11 protein-coding genes and 1 pseudogene are annotated in these 18,480 nt (G+C 74.9%); 6 read left to right on the top strand and 6 right to left on the bottom strand.

Going from position 1 to position 18,480, the window contains the following annotated elements:
- The first annotated feature begins 2 nt into the window (after positions 1 to 2).
- From ACIO5E_RS12920 to ACIO5E_RS12905, 4 genes are read left to right on the top strand one after another with little or no spacing between them, the layout of a single operon-like run.
- Positions 3 to 308 carry an acyl carrier protein gene (locus tag ACIO5E_RS12920; RefSeq protein ID WP_400667073.1) on the top strand — a complete coding sequence of 102 codons (306 nt, stop codon included), beginning with the start codon at positions 3 to 5 and terminating at the stop codon, positions 306 to 308.
- 2 nt (positions 309 to 310) lie between these two features.
- Entirely contained in the window at positions 311 to 1,171 is an 861-nt protein-coding gene (locus ACIO5E_RS12915; protein ID WP_400666680.1) for an alpha/beta fold hydrolase, read from the top strand.
- A complete protein-coding gene (locus tag ACIO5E_RS12910) occupies positions 1,168 to 2,364 on the top strand; it encodes a glycosyltransferase (RefSeq protein ID WP_400666678.1) in 1,197 nt (398 codons plus the stop codon). Before ACIO5E_RS12915 ends, ACIO5E_RS12910 begins: the two co-directional genes overlap by 4 nt.
- Positions 2,361 to 3,494, top strand: a complete 1,134-nt coding sequence (locus ACIO5E_RS12905) for a class I SAM-dependent methyltransferase (protein WP_400666676.1) — start codon at positions 2,361 to 2,363, stop codon at positions 3,492 to 3,494. The genes ACIO5E_RS12910 and ACIO5E_RS12905 overlap by 4 nt, the downstream gene beginning before the upstream one ends.
- 58 nt (positions 3,495 to 3,552) lie before the next feature.
- Here the strand turns inward: ACIO5E_RS12905 and ACIO5E_RS12900 are convergent, their stop codons facing one another.
- Positions 3,553 to 5,133, bottom strand: coding sequence for a Na+/H+ antiporter (locus ACIO5E_RS12900; RefSeq protein ID WP_400666674.1), 1,581 nt, complete (start codon positions 5,131 to 5,133; stop codon positions 3,553 to 3,555).
- A 378-nt stretch (positions 5,134 to 5,511) separates the two neighbouring features.
- Positions 5,512 to 6,554, bottom strand: a pseudogene (locus tag ACIO5E_RS12895) (zinc-dependent alcohol dehydrogenase family protein).
- 109 nt (positions 6,555 to 6,663) lie between these two features.
- Between ACIO5E_RS12895 and ACIO5E_RS12890 the strand changes: the two are divergent.
- The gene (locus tag ACIO5E_RS12890) at positions 6,664 to 7,581 is read left to right on the top strand and encodes a LysR family transcriptional regulator (protein ID WP_400666672.1); all 918 of its coding nucleotides are present in this window, start codon (positions 6,664 to 6,666) and stop codon (positions 7,579 to 7,581) included.
- Between the two features lie 5 nt (positions 7,582 to 7,586).
- On the opposite strand, the gene ACIO5E_RS12885 is transcribed toward ACIO5E_RS12890, so the two are convergent.
- Entirely contained in the window at positions 7,587 to 8,408 is an 822-nt protein-coding gene (locus ACIO5E_RS12885; RefSeq protein WP_400666670.1) for a TrmH family RNA methyltransferase, read from the bottom strand.
- 100 nt (positions 8,409 to 8,508) lie between these two features.
- On the opposite strand from ACIO5E_RS12885, the gene ACIO5E_RS12880 reads away from it, so the two are divergent.
- Complete coding sequence (locus tag ACIO5E_RS12880; RefSeq protein ID WP_400666668.1) at positions 8,509 to 11,250, top strand: SpoIIE family protein phosphatase; 2,742 nt, start codon at positions 8,509 to 8,511, stop codon at positions 11,248 to 11,250.
- 49 nt (positions 11,251 to 11,299) lie between these two features.
- Here ACIO5E_RS12880 and cobA read toward each other — a convergent pair whose 3' ends face one another.
- The 3 genes from cobA to cbiE all read right to left on the bottom strand — a co-directional run bounded on the left by cobA (position 11,300) and on the right by cbiE (position 18,268).
- Positions 11,300 to 12,577, bottom strand: coding sequence for a uroporphyrinogen-III C-methyltransferase (gene cobA / locus ACIO5E_RS12875; protein WP_400666666.1), 1,278 nt, complete (start codon positions 12,575 to 12,577; stop codon positions 11,300 to 11,302).
- A 108-nt stretch (positions 12,578 to 12,685) separates the two neighbouring features.
- A complete protein-coding gene (cobT, locus tag ACIO5E_RS12870; protein ID WP_400666664.1) occupies positions 12,686 to 16,504 on the bottom strand; it encodes a nicotinate-nucleotide--dimethylbenzimidazole phosphoribosyltransferase in 3,819 nt (1,272 codons plus the stop codon).
- Between the two features lie 492 nt (positions 16,505 to 16,996).
- The gene (gene cbiE / locus ACIO5E_RS12865) at positions 16,997 to 18,268 is read right to left on the bottom strand and encodes a precorrin-6y C5,15-methyltransferase (decarboxylating) subunit CbiE (RefSeq protein ID WP_400666662.1); all 1,272 of its coding nucleotides are present in this window, start codon (positions 18,266 to 18,268) and stop codon (positions 16,997 to 16,999) included.
- Between the last annotated feature and the right edge of the window lie 212 nt (positions 18,269 to 18,480).

The raw sequence follows: 18,480 nt of genomic DNA, 5'->3' as shown, positions 1-18,480 counted from the left end.
CCATGGAGCGGCACCCGCCCACCGAGCAGGAGATCCTCGGCGAGATCGCCGGCATGCTGGCCACCGTGCTCGGCGAGTACGGCCTCGACGAGGCCGAGGTCACCATGGAGGCCCGATTCACCGAGGACCTCGAACTGGAGAGCATCGACCTGGTGACCCTGGCCGGGAAGCTCCAGGAACGCTGGGGCGCCCGGATCAACTTCGCCGAGTTCATCGCGGGCATGGAGCTCGAAGAGATCATCGGCCTGACGGTGGGCCGGCTGGTCGGCTACGTCGCGGACCGGCTGCGGACCGCGGAGCTGAGCTGACCATGGTCTTCATCGACCTCGACGGACTCCGCTTCCACGTGCAGCGGCTCGGCCCGCAGGACACGGGCCCGCCCGCCGCGACCGTCGTCCTGCTGCACGGGCTGCTCACCGACAGCCTCGCCAGCTATTACTTCACCCTGGCCCCCGCGCTCGCCGCCGCCGGGGTGGAGGTGCTGATGTACGACCAGCGCGGCCACGGCCGCACCGGGCGGCCGCCGACCGGCTACCGGCTGGAGCGGTTCGTCGACGACCTGGAAGCCCTGCTGGACCGGTTGGAGGTGACCGGGCCCGTCCACCTGCTGGGCAACTCCTTCGGCGGCACGGTGGCGTTCGGCCTCGCCGCCCGGCGGCCGGAGCAGGTCGTCGGCATCCTGGCCATCGAGTCCGAGCCGGCCACCGCGGCCTGGGCCGCCAAGCTGGACGGCATCCTGCGGCGGGCCGAGACCGAGCTGGTCAAGAAGTCCACGCTGGCCTGGGTGGCGGCCAAACGCGGCCGGCACACCGCCCGGCTCGCCCGCTCGGCCGGCACGATCCTGGCCGAGACCTCGCTGGCGCGGGAGATCCCCGCCAGCCGGCTGCCCGACGAGGCGCAGCTGCGGGCGATCCGCTGCCCGGTGCTGGCCGTCTACGGCACCCGGTCCGATCTGGCCGCCCAGGCCGCCTGGCTGGACGGGCTGCTGCCCGACTGCCGCAGCGCCTTCGTCCCCGGGCAGGAGCACTCCGTCCTGATCGAAACCCCGGACGTGGTCCGCGAACTCACGTTGTCCTGGCTGCGCGAGCAGGGCGCGGAGCTGCGCGGCCTGGCCGCCGACCCGCCCGTTCGCGAAGCAGTCCGGGAGCCTGCCCGGGGAGCCGTCCGGTGAGCCGCTTCCTCTTCGTCGTCCCGCCGCTGGTCGGGCACGTGAACCCGGCCGTGGGCGTCGCGGCCGAACTGGCCGCCCGCGGGCACACGACGGCCTGGGCGGGGCTGCCCGAGGTGGTCGGCGCGCTCGCCGGCCCGGATGCCGAGGTCTTCCCCTGCGCCGTCCCCGCGGCGGACGAGGCGCAGCGGCCACCGGAGCTGCGCGGGCCGGCGGCGCTGAAGTTCCTCTGGGAGGACTTCCTGGTCCCGCTCGCCGAGGCGATGGCACCCGGCGTGGCGGAAGCGGTGCGGCGCTTCGGCCCCGACGTGGTCGTGGTGGACCAGCAGGCGGTCGCCGGCGCGCTGGTCGCCGAGCGACTCGGACTGCCGTGGGCCACCTCGGCGACCACCTCGGCCGAGTTCGCCGGCGCGCTGGACGGCATGCCCCTGGTGGACGCCTGGGTCTCCGGCCTCCTCGCCGGCCTGCGCAAGCTCATCGGTGACCCGAACGGGACGGCCGACCCGCGGTTCTCCCCGCTGCTGACCCTCGCCTTCACCACCGCGGAGCTCGCCGGGCCCGTCGCGTCACCGGCGGGCCCGATCCGGTTCGTCGGCCCGTCGATCACGAGCCGCCCGACGGCGCCGCCGTTCCCCTGGGACTGGCTGGACCCGGACCGCGCGACGGTGCTGGTCAGCCTCGGTACGGTCAACACCGACACGGGCGCCGCGTTCCTGACGGCCGCTCGGCAGGCACTGCGGGCCCGTGCCGAGCGGCTGCAGGCGGTGATCGTCGACCCGGGCGGGGCCCTGGGGAGCCCCGCACCCGACCCCGACGTCCTGGTACTGCCCTCCGTACCGCAGTTGCGGTTGCTGGCCCGCACCGCCGCCGTGGTCTGCCACGCCGGTCACAACACCGTCTGCGAGGCACTGTGGCACGGCGTACCGCTGGTGGTCGCCCCGATCCGGGACGACCAGCCGGTGGTGGCCGGCCAGGTGGCGGCGGCCGGAGCCGGCGTCCGGGTGCGCTTCGGCCGGGCCGACGCGGCCCGGCTCGGCCAGGCGCTGGACGCGGTGCTCGACGATCCCGCCCACCGGGTCGCGGCGCGCCGGATCGGTGCCTCCTTCCGGTCCGCGGGCGGCGCGGCCGCGGCCGCCACCCACCTCGAACAGCTGCTGCCCGCAGGCCCGCGGCAGACGGACAGGGAGACCCGATGACCACGACCGAAGCAGGCCCGCCGGCACCCGGACCGTCCGCAGCCCGCCCGTCCACGGGCAAAGCGGCTGCCCGCGCCGAGCGGGTCGCCGCGCTCCGTCCCGGCTACCAGGCCGACCTGGCCGACGGCACCGACCGGTTCTTCGAACCGCGCCGCACCGACTGCCCGTGGTGCGGCTCCACCCTGCTGCGGGTCCGCCTGCGCACCCGCGACCTGCTGCAGCACAAGCCGGGACGGTTCGTGCTGGACGCGTGCCGGGACTGCGGGCACGTCTTCCAGAATCCCCGGCTGACCGGTGCCGGACTGGAGTTCTACTACCGCGACTTCTACGACGGCCTCGGCGAGCAGCGGCTCGGCGGGGTGTTCGCGACCCGGGCCGGGGTCTACCGGAGCCGCGCCCGGTCGGTGGCCCCGTTCACCACCGCGCCGAGCAGGTGGCTGGACGTCGGGACGGGACACGGGCACTTCTGCGAGCGTGCCCGCGAGGTCTTCCCCGACACGCCGTTCGACGGCCTGGACCTCAGCGAGGGCGTTCAACTGGCCGAGCGGGAGGGCCGGTTGGCCCGCGGCTTCCGCGGCTCCTTCGCCGAGCTGGCGCCCACCATGGCCGGGCAGTACGAGGTGGTGAGCATGTTCCACTACCTGGAGCACAGCACGGACCCGGCGCGGGAACTTGCGGCCGCGCGGGAGGCGCTGCGCCCCGGCGGGTTCCTGCTGATCGAGGTCCCCGACCCGCAGTGCCGCTTCGCCCGGTTGCTGGGCCGGTGGTGGCTGCCCTGGCTGCAGCCGCAGCACCTGAACCTGATGCCGGCGGCCAACCTGCGCCGCCGCCTCGGCGAGTTGGGCTTCGACGTGGTGCTGGAAGAGCACGGCGAGCCGCACGACCCGGTGGACCTGCTGGCCGCCTGCTGGCTGCTGCTGGACGCCGTCGCACCGCGCGAGGACGCGCCGTGGCTGCCGGGGGCGCCGCCCGGGCGGCTGCGGCGGCTGCTGCGCGGCGCCCTCTTCCTGGTCGGCGCCCCGGTGCTGCTGTCGGCAGCCGTGCTCGACCGCCTGGTCGCCCGCTTCGCCGGACGCGCGCGGCTGTCCAACGCCTACCGCCTGCTCGCCCGCCGGGACGCGCGGGGCTGACCCCCGACGCCGATCCCGGGCGGCCGCCCGTGCGGGCCCCGCTTTCGCCGGCCGGTGGTCACGGCGGCGGATCGGTGAAGTCACGCAGGGCCAGCTCGACCCTGATCTCCTCGAGGTCCAGGAGCAGCTGCAGTCGGCGCAGGACGATGTCGTCGATGCTGCGCTGGTCCCGCAGGCGGATCAGGGCGCCGCGTTTGACGCCGATCAGGGCGCGGCGCAGTTCGAGCCCGGCACGCGCGCCGAAATCGTCCAGTGGTTCCGCGTCCTCGGCGGCGTACTGGCGCAGTTCGCTCAGGATGGCCTCGGCGGTCTTCGGCGGCGTTTGCAGGCGCTCGGCGTGCTCGGGGAGAGCTTCCATCGCGGCGGCGGCGATGTGGCGGTGGGCGCGGCGTTCCTCGGTGGTCTCGTCGGGATCTCCGTGCAGTCCGGACCAGCGGATCACCGCAGGCATGGTCGTCCCCTGGAGGACCAGGGTGACCAGGATGACGGTGACGGCGGTGAGGACCAGCAGACCGTGTCCCGCGAGCGGCCGGCCCGCGGTGGTGGTGGCCGGGACGGCGAGGACGGCCGCCAGCGACACGGCCCCGCGCACCCCGCTCCAGGCGAGTGGGAACCTCTGCCGGGCACCGGCACGCAGCGTGCGCTGGACGGGGCGGCGGTCGACGGCGCGGATGAGGTAGGGCACCGAGTACAGCCACAGCAGGCGGGTGGCGATCACCACGCCGCTGACCAGCAAGGCGGTGATGGCCGCGTGTCCCGGGGAGACGGAGCCGATCGCGCTGACGATGGCGGGCGTCTGGATGCCGACCAGGACGAAGAGAGCGCTGTTGAGGATGGCGGTGCTCACCTCCCAGAAGCAGGTGATCTGCACTCTCGCGCCCGCGCTGATCACCTTGGGGCCCGCCTGGCTGAGGACGAGACCACAGGTGACCACCGCCAGGACGCCGGAGACGCCCACGGCCTGCGCGGGCAGATAGGTGGCGAACGGGGTGAGCACGCCCAAGGCGTTCTCCACCGTGCGGTCACGCAACCGCCTGCGCAGGGCCACCACGACGGCGGCGCATGCGGAGCCGATCGCGGCACCGCCCACGTAGGCGATCAGGAATCGCACGGCGGTACCCGACCAGCTGACGGCCAGTTGTTGAACGGCGACGCCGACCACCACCGTGTACAGGGCGAGCGCGGTGCCGTCGTTGATCAGGCTCTCCGCCCGGAGGATGGTCCGGACCCTGCGGGGCAGCTCCCGGGCGACCGTCGCCACGGCGATGGCGTCGGTGGGGGCGACGACAGCACCCAGGACCCAGGCGAGCGGCCAGGAGAGGCCCAGCGCGTGCCCTACCGCGGCCACGGCGGCAGCGGTGGCCAGCACCAGGCCGGTCCCGAGCAGCACGATGGCGCGCAGGTTCGTCCGGATCTCACGGAGCGAGGTGGTCAGCGACTCCCAGTAGAGCAGTGGGGGCAAGAACAGCAGCAGGACCACCTCGGGAGGCAGGGCCAGGCTGTGGAAGTCGGGGGTCAGGCCGATCAGGCAGCCGCCCGCCACCAGCAGGACCGGCTCGTTCCACTGCAGGCGGCGAGCCAGCCACGTCATGGTCAGCACGGCCGCGAGGACCACCACGGTGACTTCCAGGCCACGCATCCGGCACCGCCTTCCTGCTGGGGCAAGCAGCCCGCTCCCTCGCGCGCGGCCGCTCCCCGACGCCCGTCGGGTACCGCTCCTCCCCCGCTGGACGGCTGTCGGCCTGCGGCGCCGGGAGGCGGGCGACGACGGCCGAGACGGCAGCCGGGCCGCGGACATGGCGGAGGCGCCGCCTGAGCGGGGTCCTTCCAAGATCCGGCACTCCGCTCCGGGGGGCAACACTCGGCGCGGTTGGGGTGAGAGTGTGGACCGGGCACCGCACCTGCCGGGCGGCCGGACCGGGGGTGGTTCAGCTCCGGGCGGGTTCGGCCAGGGCGTCGAGGTGGGTGGGCGTCCGGCCCGGACGCCGGGCGATCCGACCGTGGCAGACCCCACGCGTCAGAAGGCGATGCGGACCTTCAGGGCCGTGCGGTCGTCCATGGCGCGGTAGCCGTCCGGGACGCCGTCGAGGTCCACGGTTCGGTCGAAGACCAGGCCGGGGTCGATGGCGCCGGAAAGCACGTCCGGCAGCAGCTCGGGGATGTAGGCGCGGGCGGGGGCGACACCGCCGGCCAGCGTCACGTTCCGGTTGAACATCTGGCCGATGTCGACACCGGCGCTACCGCCGTGCGGCACGCCGACGTAGCCGACCGCGCCGCCGTCGCGGGCGATGGAAATGGCGGTGCGCATGGACTCCTCGGTGCCGACGGCCTCCAACACGGCGTGCGCGCCCTGACCACCGGTCAGCTCCTTGACCGCCTCGATCGCGGCCTCGCCACGCTCGGCGACCACGTCGGTGGCACCGAAGCCGCGGGCGATCGCGGTGCGCCGCTCGTGCCGGCCCAGCGCGATGATCCGCCCGGCGCCGAGCCGCTGGGCGGCGAGCACGCCGCACAGACCGACCGCGCCGTCTCCGACCACGGCCACCGTGGCGCCGGGCCGGACCCCGGCGGCGACCGCGGCGTGGTGGCCGGTGCTCATCACGTCCGACAGCGCGAGCAGGCCGGGCAGCAGCTTCTCCTCGCCGGCCGCCTCCCTGGGCAGCTTGACCAGGGTGCCGTCGGCGAACGGCACCCGGACGGCCTCGCCCTGACCGCCGTCGGAGCCGACCTCGCCCCAGAAGCCGCCCTCGGGCAGGAGGTGTGCAGGCCCTCGCGGCAGAAGTCGCAGGTACCGTCGGACCAGACGAACGGGGCGACCACGAAGTCGCCCGGTGTGAAGCCGGTCACCTCGGAGCCGACCTCCTCGACGATGCCGAGGAACTCGTGGCCGATCCGCTGCCCGGCGACCCGGGACGCCACTCCCCGGTACGCCCACAGGTCGCTGCCGCAGATGCAGGCGTTGACCACCCGCACCACGGCGTCGGTCGGCCGCCGGAGCACCGGGTCGGGCACCTCCTCGATCCGGATGTCGTTGGGGCCGTGGATCACGGTGGCACGCACGAAAGCACTCCCGCACTGTTCGAAGACCTGGGTTGAGGCAGTCAGGTTCGCCGCACACACGTTCCCGCGTCCAGCTACATCCTCTACAGCACACCTTTAAGATGAACTAATGCTCGATGTTCGACGGCTCGTTCTCCTGCGCGACCTGGACGTGCACGGCACGGTGACCGCCGTGGCCGAGCTCCACCGCGTCACCCCTTCCGCCGTCTCGCAGCAGCTACGGCTTCTGGAGGACGAGACCCGCACCCGACTGCTGGAACGCACCGGACGTTCCATCCACCTCACCGCCGCCGGGCACCAACTGGCCATGGACACCGAGCACGTCCTCGCGGCTCTCGAACAGGCCCGGAGCCGCCTGTACACCGGAACCGGGAAACCGTCCGGCCCGCTCCAGCTCGCCTGCTTCCCCAGCGCCCTCGTGCCCTTGGCCGCCCCGCTCGGCGATGCCCTGGAAGGCGCCCACCCGGAGCTGCGACTCCACATCACCGAGGCGGAACCCGAAACCGCCGTACGGCTGCTGCACCAGCGCCGCGTCGACATCGCCCTGGTCTACCGCTACACGAACCTCGCCACACCCCCGCACCCGGGCGTCGAGACCCACGTCCTGCGGACCGATCCGCTGGTCGCGGTCCTGCCCAGCGATCACCCGGCAGCTCACGCCGAGGGATCTCCGATCGGGCTGCGGGAGCTCGCAGGCACCCCGTGGATCACCGCCCCGCCGCAGACCGCCTGCGGGGACGCCGTCCTCCAGGCCTGCCGATCGGCCGGCTTCACCCCGCAGGTGCGGCACACCTGCACCGACTTCTCCGCCATGATCGCCCTCGCCGCGAGCGGCGGTCACACGGTCCTCATCCCCCGCATGGCCGCGGCTCACCTCCCGCCCACCCTGACCGCACGACCGGTGACGGACAGCACGCTCACCCGCACGATCGAGACCGCCGTCCGCCACGGCACGGCACACGAACCCGCGATCGCCGCCTGCCTCACCGCACTCCACACCCTCAGCCCCGACGGTGCGGCGCCCTGAGTGATCTACCGGACCAGCTCACCTCGCGGGCGGGTCGCGTAGAAGGCCACCGCCGAGGCCGCTGCGACGTTGAGCGAGTCGACACCGGCGTCCATCGGGATGCGGACATGCTCGTCGACCGAAGCGAGTGTCGTGGCGGCGAGGCCGGTGCCCTCCGTGCCGAAGACCAGGGCGAGCTTCTCGTCGTCGCGCGAAGCGAGTTCATCGAGGGTGATCGCCTGGTCGCTCAGGCACAGTGCGGCGACCGTGAAGCCTGCGGAACGCAGGATCTCGATGCCCTTCGGCCAGGCCTCCAGGCGAGTCCACGGCACCTGGAAGACGGCGCCCATCGACACCTTCACGGACCGGCGGTAGAGGGGATCGGCACAGCGCGGGGTGAGGAGGATGACGTCAACGCCCAGGGCGGCCGCGTTCCGGAAGGCCGCCCCCATGTTGGCGTGATCGACCATGTCCTCGAACACGGCGACCCGGCGGGCCCCGGCGAGTAGCTCCGCGGCCTGCGGCAGCGGCCTGCGCTCCATCGAGGCGAGCGCGCCGCGGTGGACGTGGTACCCGGTGACGGCTTCGGCGAGCGCGGGTTCGACGACGTGGACGGGCGCGTCGGCCTCGGCGATGACGTCGGCCATCACGTCCAGCCACTTGGAGGTCAGCAGCATCGACCGCATCCGGTAGCCGGCGGCGAGGGCGCGGCGGATGACCTTCTCCCCCTCGGCGATGAACAGGCCTTCGGCGGGTTCGCGCCGGCGGCGCAGTTCGACGTCGGTGAGGCCGGTGTAGTCGCCGAGGCGGGGGTCGGCGGGGTCGGTGACGGTGCTGGGTTCGGACACCCTGCGATCTTGCCAAGGCCGGACGGGGAAGGCCAAACGGCCCAAGCCGCAGGGTGGGCTGGCCTTGGCCCTGCGCCAGCCATGGTGCAAATATGATCGTATGGCCCAGTTTCCGGGCCGATCCTGGGCTCCGTCGGCCTCTGGTGCTACTGGTTCCGCCGGCTCCTCCGGTGGGCGCCCAAACGGTCGGCAACAGCTGCCACGCCCGAAGCGGCCGTGGCCCGTGCGGCTCCGGTCGGTGGCCGGGCAGGTGTTCGCGCTACAGATCCTCGTCGTGCTGCTGCTGGTGGCGGCGGCCGCGGTCGCGCTGGTGGTGCAGTCGCACGGCGACGCCGACCACGAGGCGCGCAGCCGGTCCGTTGCGGTCGCGCAGACCTTCGCCAACTCGCCGGGCATCGTCGAGGCCCTCCGTTCCCCCGATCCGACCGCGATCCTGCAACCGAAGGCGGAGGCCGCCCGGGTCGGGTCGGGCGTCGACTTCATCGTCGTGCTGAACGACGACGGCATCCGCTACACCCACCCCAACCCGGACCTGATCGGCCGGAAATTCGTCGGCGCCTACCTGCCCGCGCTGCACGGGCAGGTGATGACCGAGCAGGTCACCAGCACGCTCGGCCCGCAGGTCCGGGCGGTGGTCCCGGTGTACGCGCCGGACGGCTCGGTGGCCGGGCTGGTCTCGGCGGGCATCACGGTGAAGAACGTCAGCAGCGCGAGCGGGCGGCAGCTGCCGGTGGTGCTGGGCACCGCCGCGGGCGCGGTCGGGCTGGCCGTCCTCGGCACGGCGCTGATCAACCGTCGGCTGCGGCGCCAGACCCGCGGCCTGGGCCCGTCCGAGATGACCCGGATGTACGAGCACCACGCGGCCGTGCTGCACGCGGTGCGCGAGGGCGTCGTGATCGTCGGCGTGGACGGTCGGCTGCTGCTCTGCAACGACGAGGCGCGGCGCCTGCTGGACCTGCCGCCGGACGCCGAGGGCCGGCCGGTGGCCGGGTTGGGGCTGGAGCCCGCGCCGCTGGCCCTGCTGACCGGCGACCGGCCGGTGACCGACGAGGTGGTGCTGGCCGGGGAGCGGCTGCTGGCGGTGAACGTCCGGCTCACCGACCAGGCGGGCGGCCCGCCGGGCTGCGTCGCCACGCTGCGCGACTCCACCGAGCTGCTGGCGCTGTCCGGCCGGGCCGAGGGCGCGCAGCGACGGCTGCGGCTGCTGTACGACGCCGGGGTGACGGTGGGCAGTTCGCTGGACGCGACGCGGACGGCGGAGGAGCTGACGCAGGTCGCGGTGCCCCGGTTCGCGGACTTCGTCACGGTGGACCTGGCGGACGAGGTGCTGACGGGCGAGGAGCCGCCGCCGGGCTCCTCGCTGCGGCGGATGCGGCGCGCGGCCGTCGCCGGGATCCGCGACGACTCGCCGTTCTACCCGGTGGACACCGTGCTGGACGTGGTGCCGGCCACCCCGCTGGCCGGGGCGCTGCACAGCGGGGCCCCGGGGCTGGAGCCTCGGCTGGCCGAGGCCGCGGGGTGGCGGGAGCAGGATCCGGAGCGGTCCGCGCAGGTGCTGGCGTACGGGGTGCACTCGCTGGTGCGGGTGCCGCTGCGGGCGCGCGGGGTGCTGCTGGGCGTGGCCCGGTTCTGGCGGGTGGATCGGCCGGAGCCGTTCGAGGCGGAAGACCTGACCCTGGCCGAGGAGCTGGTGGCGCACGCGGCGGTGTGCATCGACAACGCGCGCCGCTACACCCGCGAGCACGCGATGGCGGTGACCCTGCAGCACAGCCTGCTGCCGCGCAACCTGCCGCCGCAGAACGCGCTGGAGGTCGCGCACCGCTACCTGCCGGCGCAGGCCGGGGTGGGTGGGGACTGGTTCGACGTGATCCCGCTGCCGGGCGCGCGGGTGGCGCTGGTGGTGGGGGACGTGGTGGGGCACGGGCTGCACGCGGCGGCGACGATGGGGCGGCTGCGGACGGCGATCCACAACTTCTCGACGCTGGACCTGCCGCCGGACGAGTTGCTGGGGCACCTGGACGACCTGGTGAACCGGATCGACCAGGACGAGGCCGCGAGCGGCGAGGGCTCGGCCCTGGCCGGGGCGACCTGCCTGTACGCGATCTACGACCCGGTATCCCGGCGGTGCACGCTGGCCAGTGCCGGGCATCCGCCGCCGGCCGTGGTGGACCCGGACGGGCGGGTGGTGTTCCCGGAGCTGGCGACCGGGCCGCCGCTGGGGCTGTCGGTGCTGCCGTTCGAGACGGTCGAGCTGGACCTCGCGGAGGGCAGCCGCCTGGTGCTGTACACGGACGGGCTGGTGGAGGACCGCGAGCGGGACATCGGCGTGGGGATCGACCTGCTGCGGGCGGCGCTGACCGGGCCGCCGCGCACGCCGGAGCAGACCTGCTCGGACGTGCTCGGGGCGTTGCTGCCGGAGCATCCGCTGGACGACATCGCGCTGCTGGTCGCGCGGACCAGGGTGCTGGCGCCGGACCAGGTGGCGGAGTGGGACGTGCCGTCCGAGCCGGCGGCGGTGGGCCAGGTCCGGGCCGCGGTGGCGGAGCGGCTGGCGGCCTGGGGGCTGGACGAGGTGGCGTTCGTCACCGAGCTGATCCTGAGCGAGCTGGTGACCAACGCGATCCGGTACAGCACCGGGCCGATCCGAGTGCGGCTGCTGCGGGACCGGACGCTGATCTGCGAGGTGTCGGACGGCAGCAGCACCTCGCCGCACCTGCGGTACGCGGCGACCACGGACGAGGGCGGGCGCGGGCTGTTCCTGGTCGCGCAGTTCGCGGACCGCTGGGGGACTCGCTACACGGCGACGGGGAAGGTGATCTGGACGGAGCAGCCGCTGGAGTAGCCGGACCTGAGTGGGAAGTCGGCGGGACCGACTTCCCACTCCGTGGCGCTCAGTGCCGGAAGGCGGCCGCCAGGACGTTGACCACGTCGCCGACGACGATCACGGCCGGGGGCTTGATCCCCTCGGCCTCGACGGTCGCGGCGACGGTGGCCAGGGTGGCGTCCACCCGGCGCTGGGCCGCGGTGGTGCCCTCCTGGACGATCGCCACCGGGGTGTCGGCCGGGCGGCCGTGCTCGACGAGCTTCGCGGCGATCGCGCCGATCTTGTCCACGGCCATCAGCAGCACCAGGGTGCCGCGCATCTTCGCGGCGGCCTCCCAGTTGGTGAGCGAGCGCTCGTCGTCCGGACCGACGTGGCCGGAGATCACGGTGAACTCGTGCGTCATGCCCCGGTGGGTGACCGGGACGCCGGCCGCCGCCGGGACGCTGATCGAGCTGGAGATGCCCGGGACGACCGTGACCGGGAGCCCGGCCTCGGCGCAGGCCAGCAGCTCCTCGCCGCCGCGCCCGAAGACGTACGGGTCGCCGCCCTTGAGCCGGACCACGAACCGGCCCGCCTTGGCGTGCTCGATCAGCGTCCGGTTGATCGCCTCCTGGGCCATGAACCGGCCGTACGGGATCTTGGACGCGTCGATCACCTCGACGTGCTCGGGCAGTTCGGCGAGCAGCTCACGCGGGGCGAGGCGGTCGGCGACCACCACGTCCGCGTCGGCGAGCAGGCGGCGGCCGCGCACGGTGATGAGGTCCGGGTCGCCCGGGCCGCCGCCGACCAGGGCGACGCTCCCCTGGCCCGGCAGCCCGGAGGCGCCCCCGACGCCGTGCGCACGGAACTGGCGGACGGCCAGCGAGCCGTCCCGCAGGCCGTCCACGATGGCGTCGCGCAGGGCGGCGGAGTGGCGCGGGTCGCCGGTGAGGACCGCGACGGTGGCGCCCGCGTCACGACCGCTGGCCGGGGTCCAGGCGGTCGCGGCGGAGGCGTCGTCGCTGCGGGCACAGAACACCCGCTCGCGCTCGGCCTCGGCGCTGACCGCGCCGTTGACCGCCGGGTCGTCGGTGGCGACCAGGGCGTACCAGGCGCCGGCCAGGTCGCCGTCCTGGTACGGGCGGGCGTGCCAGGTGAGCTCGCCCGCGTCGGCCATCGCCTGGACGGCCGGGGTCGTGTCCGGCGATATCAGGTGCAGCTCCGCGCCGGTGGCGATCAGCGCCGGGAGCCGGCGCTGCGCGACCTGGCCGCCACCGACCACGACCACGCGGCGGCCGGCGAGCAGCAGGCCGACCGGGTACGGGGTACGGCCTTCGGTGCTGGGGTGCGGGGTGGGCGCGGTCATCGGCGGTGCTCCTGATCGGGGATGAGGGTGTGGGTGCGGGTGCGGCGTGATGCCGCTCCGCGGACCGGCGCGCCCTCGGGCCGGTCCGCGGAGTGGTGACGTCGAGCGTCAGGCCTTCTCGGTGACCCCGGCGGAGTCGAAGGTGGCTACATCGTGCATCGCCCGGGCCGCGCTCTGCACCAGCGGCAGGGCCAGCAGGGCACCGGTGCCCTCACCGAGCCGCAGGTCCAGGTCGATCAGCGGGCGCAGGCCCAGCTTCGCCAGCGCGGCCTGGTGGCCGGGCTCGGCGGATCGGTGCCCGGCGATGCAGGCGGCGAGCACCTCGGGGGCGATCGCCTTGGCCGCCAGCGCGGCCGAACCCGCGATGACACCGTCCAGGACCACCGGGGTGCGCAGCGAGGCCGCACCCAGCAGGAAGCCGGCGAGGGCCGCGTGCTCCAGGCCGCCGACGGCGGCCAGGACGCCGATCGGGTCGGCCGGGTCGGGCCGGTGCAGGGCCAGCGCGGCGCGGATGACCTCGATCTTGCGGGCGTGCGTCTCGTCGTCGATGCCGGTGCCGCGGCCGGTGACCTCCGCCGGGTCGAGGCCGGTGAACACCGAGATCAGGGCGGCCGAGGCGGTGGTGTTGGCGATCCCCATGTCACCGGTGACCAGTGCCTTGTTGCCGGCCGCGACCAGGTCGCGGGCGGTCTCGATGCCGACCTCGATGGCCTTGAGCGCCTCCTCGCGGGTCATCGCCGGGCCCTGGGTCATGTCGGCGGTGCCGGGCTTGACCTTGCGCGGCAGCAGGCCGGTGGTGCGACCCTGCTGGATGGCGTCCGGCAGCTCGGCGGCGACGCCGACGTCGACCACGCAGACCTCGGTGCCGATCTGCTTGGCGAAGGAGTTGATCACCGCTCCCCCGGCCAGGAAGTTGCCGACCATCTGGGCGGTCACCTCCTGCGGCCACGGGCTGACGCCCTGCGCGTGCACGCCGTGGTCGCCGGCGAAGATCGCCACGCAGGCGGGCTCCGGGATCGGCGGCGGGCACTTGCGGGACAGGCCGCACAGCTGGGCCGAGATGATCTCCAGCATGCCGAGCGAGCCGGCCGGCTTGGTCATCCGCTTCTGCCGGTCCCAGGCCTCGCCGAGCGCCTTGGCGTCCAGCGGGCGGATGCCGCGCAGGGTCTCGGAGAGCAGGCTCTGCGGCTCCTCGCCGGGCAGCGCGCGGTTGCCGTACTGCTCCTCGTGGACGACCCAGGACAGCGGGCGCTTCTTGGCCCAGCCCTGCTGCTGCAGCTCGGGCTCGTCCGGGAAGGCATCGACGTAGCCGACGCAGAGGTAGGCGACGACCTCCAGGTGTTCGGGCAGGCCGAGCTCGCGGACCAGCTCCTCGTCGTCGAAGAAACTCACCCAGCCGACGCCCAGGCCCTCGGCGCGGGCGGCCAGCCAGAGGTTCTCGACGGCCAGGGCGGCCGAGTACGGGGCCATCTGGGGCTGGGTGTGCCGGCCCAGCGTGTGCCGGCCGCCGCGGGTGCGGTCGGCCGTCACCACGATGTTGACCGGCGTCTCGAGGATGGCCTCGATCTTGATTTCCTTGAACTGCTTGGCCCGGCCCTTGGGCAGCGAGTCCGCGTACGCCTCGCGCTGGCGCTCGGCCAGGGCGTGCATCCGCCGGCGGGTCTTGGCCGAACGGATCACCACGAAGTCCCAGGGCTGCGAGTAGCCGACGCTGGGCGCGGTGTGGGCGGCCTCCAGGACGCGGATCAGCACCTCGTGCGGGATCGGGTCCGGGCGGAAGCCGTTGCGGATGTCGCGGCGCTCGCGGATGACCTGGTGAACGGCCTCGCGGCCGATCTCGTCGAAGCCGGCGGCGGCCGGGCCGCGCGGTTCGGCCGGCTCCTCGGACTGCGGGTCCTCGGCCTGCGGGTCCTCGGCCGGCTGCTCGTCGACCTGGGTGGCGGCCGACTGCTCGGCGGGCTGCTGGGCCGGCTGTTCCTCGGCGGCGGCCTCGGGGGTCTCAGCGGCTTCAGGAGTCTCGGGGGCCTCCGGGGCCTCCGGGGCCTCGGGGGTCTCCGGGGCCTGGTCGGCGGCCGGGGCCTCCGGCTGGGCGGCCTCCACGGCGACGGGCTCGGCGACGGCAGACTCCGCGGCGGCCGGGGCCTGCTCGGCGGGCACGACGGGCTCGGCGGCCGGCTCGGCGACGGGCTCCGCCTGGGCCGGGGTCCGAGCCTCCGACGTCGCCGGGGCATCGGCGGCGGTCTCGGCGGGTACGGCTGCAGGCTCGGCGACCTCGGTCGCGCCAGCGGCCGGCTGTGCCCCGGCCTCCGGTGCGACGACCTCGGCCTCGGGCTCGGCCACGACGGGCTCGGCGGCGGGCTCGACCGCGACCTCGGCGGCCTGGTCCACCACCGGCTCGGCCGGCACCTCGACCGCGACGACCTCCTGCTGCGGCTGCTCGCCCTCGACGACGGGCTCGACGACCGGCTCGACGACGGGCTCGCCGACCGCCTGGCCGGACGGCATCTCGCCGGTACCGGCGGCGGTCTCGGCCACCGCCTCGACGACGGGCTCCGGCGCGGACTCCACGGTCTCACCGGCCTCGGCGGGCGGGACGGCCTGGGCCTGCTCGGCGGCCGCTATGGGAGCGGGCTGCTGCGGCGCGGCTTCCTCGGCCACTGGGGCCACCGGGGCCTGACCAGCCGCCGAGACCGGGGGCAGGCCGTGCGGGGTGGGTGCGGCGAGGAACGCGGAGATGCGCCGCGGCGGGCCGGCCGGGGCGGCCTGCTCCACGGGCGCGGCCACCTGCTCGGCCACCTCGGCCAGGGGCTCGACGGCACCCTCGGCCGGGGCCGGCACGACGGCCCCGGCGAGGGACGAGGCGATCGGCGTGCCCGCCGGATCGGCGACCGGCCGACCGGCCTCCGCCGGAACCGGCTCGGCGACGACGGCCCGGGAGTCGTCCGCCACGGCCTCGGCGACAGCGACGGTCTCCGGAGACTCGACGACCTCGATCACCTCGATCGCCCCGACCGTCTCGACGGCCAGCACGGCCTCGACCGGCTGTGAGGCCAGCGGCACCTGCTGGAACTCCTGAACCTCCGCCGGCGGAGCCGCCGGAGTCACGGGCGCCACCGGCACCGGCGCCACCGGAACCGCCTGCGGCACGGCGGCCTGCGCCGGGGCGACGGCCTCGGCCATCGGCGGCCGACCGACCACCGGGATGCCGTGCGCGGGCGTACCGCCCTGCGACGGGCCGCGGTCGGCGAGCGAACGGACCGGGACCTGGCCGGTCATCAGCGACGGGTCCGGGATCGGCGGGCCGGCGTGCAGCGGGCGGCGCGGCGGCTGAGCCGCCGTCATCGCCTCCGGGGTCTGGAGGTGCGGCGGGGCGGCGTGAGCGGGCTGCTGCGCCGGCTCGGCGCCGAGCGCCGGCGGCTCCAGCGGCGGCCACGAAGGCTCGACCGGCATGCCGTCCTGCTGCGGTGCGAGCGGCGTCTGCTCGGTCGGGACGGACGCCAGCGGTTCGCCCCAGGAGCCCTGCGGACCGGGCATCAGCAGCACGTCGTCCTCGTCGTCCAGCAGGTCCGGCCCGTCGGGCTGGTCGAGGAAGTGGAAGGCCGGGCGCGGGGCGCCCTGGTCGACGCCCCAGCCCTCACCGGGCACGCCGTGAGCCGGAACGCCGGCCCCTGACATGCCGGGGGCCGGAACACCGAAGCCGGACGCGCCCAGCGGCTGGCCCTGCGGCGGGATGAGGCCCGCGCCGGGGGGCACCGCTCCGGCCAGGCCGTGGCCCGGCACCGTCGGGTTCGGGATCACGCCGCCGTCCGTCGCGACGCCCTGCAGGGGTGCAACGCCCGCGACGCCCTCCGGTCCGCCGAGCGGGTCCGGCCCGGCGTGCAGGTGCTCCGGCAGTCCCTCGCCCGGGACGTGGCCGCCATCGGTCATTGTCAAACGCTCCTTCCAGGCCGCTGCCGCGCCCTTGGCGACACGATCACCGACCGCAGCGCCCATCCGCACGGGCCGGGCCTGCACCGACCCGCTCCTCAACCACACGCGGCCGCCGCGCCGAGGCGCTGCGGCCCAAGTCCTTCCGGCGCGCTGCGGCACCCCGGCCCGCGCGCCGCCCGCACGGGCGACGCACCATCTGAAACAACGACAACCCGGGGCAACCGGCACGACCGCACCGGACCCTACGGCATTCTCCAGGTCCGGCACGCGGCCCGTCGAATTGCCCACACTTCGAGCGGAACCTGGTTGCACCGCGTCAAAAAGGCGACAAACCGACCGAATCGGGTGGGTCACCGACCGTCGCAGCGGCCCAGGACGCCACACTACCGGCCCCGCACGGTCACCTCTCGAATCGGTGTCCGGATGCGACCTGGATCACCGCCGGGCCCCGTTGCGGCCACCCGGCAGCACAGGACGAGCCCGAGGCCTTCACGCGATCTGCTCACCCCAGAGCAGCAGCACACCGGTTCCGCCCGCCCCCAGCGCCAACCCCCCACCACCGTCACCGTCGGCCGCCAGCAGCGGGGTGGACTGCAGGAGCGCGCCGTCCGCCCGGTAACCGGCCTCGGCGATCGCCCGGTGCACCTTCTCCGCCTCGGCGAGGGTCCGGGGCAGCGCGACGAACCGTTCCGGCCGGCGGGCCAGCACCGCACGCACCACGTCGAGGCCGCCGGACTCCACCACCGCCGCGTCCGGCTCCGGCAGGCCGCCCAGCACCTCGGGGCCCTGCCCGTGCACGGTCTCCACCTCGACGCCGTACCGGCGGGCGTTCACGGCGAGCCGGGCGCAGGCCGAACGGGACGCCTCGACCGCGACCACGGCGGCGCCGAAGCGGGCCGCCTCCACCGCGAGGGCGCCGCTGCCCGCGCCGACCGACCAGACCAGGTCCCCGGGACGAGCACCCAGACGGGCCAGCACCAGGGCGCGCACGTGCGCGGGGAGCGCCCCCGACGCGCCCGGCTCGTCCCCCGCGCGCCCGGCGCCCGCGTAGGCGTCGCCGGGGAGCGCCCAGCCGCGGTCCGCGCCGGGGAAGCCGACCGGGCGCCCCGCCAGCCAGCCGGCCGCCGCGCCGACGCCGCCGGACTGCGGGCCGCCGCTGTTGCCGCCGATCACCAGCACCACGTTGGGGTCGCGCCACACGTGGTCGGCGATCCGGTCGGAGGTGAGGACGGTGACGTCCTCGTCCGGGGTGCCGAGGGCCTCACAGACCACGAAGGTCCGGTGCACCCCGCGCAGCATGAGGGCCAGTTCGCTCGGGCCGGCGCCCGGCGCGGTCAGCACCGCGACCTTGGGGTGGGCCCGGCAGATGTTGGCCGCGCGGCGCAGCCGACCGCCGTGGGCGCTGACCACCTGGGCGTCCTCCCAGGGCATGCCGGCCCGGGCGAAGGCGGCGGCGACCGAGGAGACGGCGGGCAGGACCTCCAGTTCGAGGCCGTACTCGGGGCGGCGCAGCGCGCGCACGACGCCGAAGAAGCCGGGATCGCCCTCGGCGACCACGACGGCGGCGCCCCGGTGCTCGGCGATCCGCCGGGCGGCCTGCTGGACGTTGCCGAGCGTGATCCGCTCGGCGGCGTCCGGCACCGGAAGGGCGCTCAGCTGGTAGGGGGCTCCGGCCACCAGGGTCGCGGCGGCGAGCGCCGCACCGGCGGCCTCGGTCAGCGGCGTGCCGTCCCACCCGATGACCGTGATCCGGTCAGCCATCTGCGGCCGTTCTCCCTCGACTCGGTGCGCGACCCGGCAGGCGGTCCGGTGTGCCCCTGTGGTGCCAACCGGTACGCGCCTCGGTGCGCCGACAAACCGCGCCGGTGTGCGGCGCCGGTCCAGAGGTTACCGGGTGTGATCCCCTCGACGCCGACATCTCGTACACATGTCCGTGACGGGCGGGTGGCGGGTCGGCGGCTCGGGCGGCTCGG

This window comes from Kitasatospora sp. NPDC087314 (assembly GCF_044744365.1).
Classification (GTDB): Bacteria; Actinomycetota; Actinomycetes; order Streptomycetales; family Streptomycetaceae; genus Kitasatospora.
Note: the sequence above shows the minus strand (reverse complement) of the source record. Positions and strands in the feature narration are given on the sequence as shown.

Coding starts and splice junctions, on each gene's coding strand:
- ACIO5E_RS12920 (WP_400667073.1), top strand. CDS start 3: ATGGAGCGGCACCCGCCCACCGAGCAGGAGATCCTCGGCGAGATCGCC.
- ACIO5E_RS12915 (WP_400666680.1), top strand. CDS start 311: ATGGTCTTCATCGACCTCGACGGACTCCGCTTCCACGTGCAGCGGCTC.
- ACIO5E_RS12905 (WP_400666676.1), top strand. CDS start 2,361: ATGACCACGACCGAAGCAGGCCCGCCGGCACCCGGACCGTCCGCAGCC.
- ACIO5E_RS12900 (WP_400666674.1), bottom strand. CDS start 5,133: ATGCGTGGCCTGGAAGTCACCGTGGTGGTCCTCGCGGCCGTGCTGACC.
- ACIO5E_RS12890 (WP_400666672.1), top strand. CDS start 6,664: ATGCTCGATGTTCGACGGCTCGTTCTCCTGCGCGACCTGGACGTGCAC.
- ACIO5E_RS12880 (WP_400666668.1), top strand. CDS start 8,509: ATGGCCCAGTTTCCGGGCCGATCCTGGGCTCCGTCGGCCTCTGGTGCT.
- cobA (WP_400666666.1), bottom strand. CDS start 12,577: ATGACCGCGCCCACCCCGCACCCCAGCACCGAAGGCCGTACCCCGTAC.
- cobT (WP_400666664.1), bottom strand. CDS start 16,504: ATGACCGATGGCGGCCACGTCCCGGGCGAGGGACTGCCGGAGCACCTG.
- cbiE (WP_400666662.1), bottom strand. CDS start 18,268: ATGGCTGACCGGATCACGGTCATCGGGTGGGACGGCACGCCGCTGACC.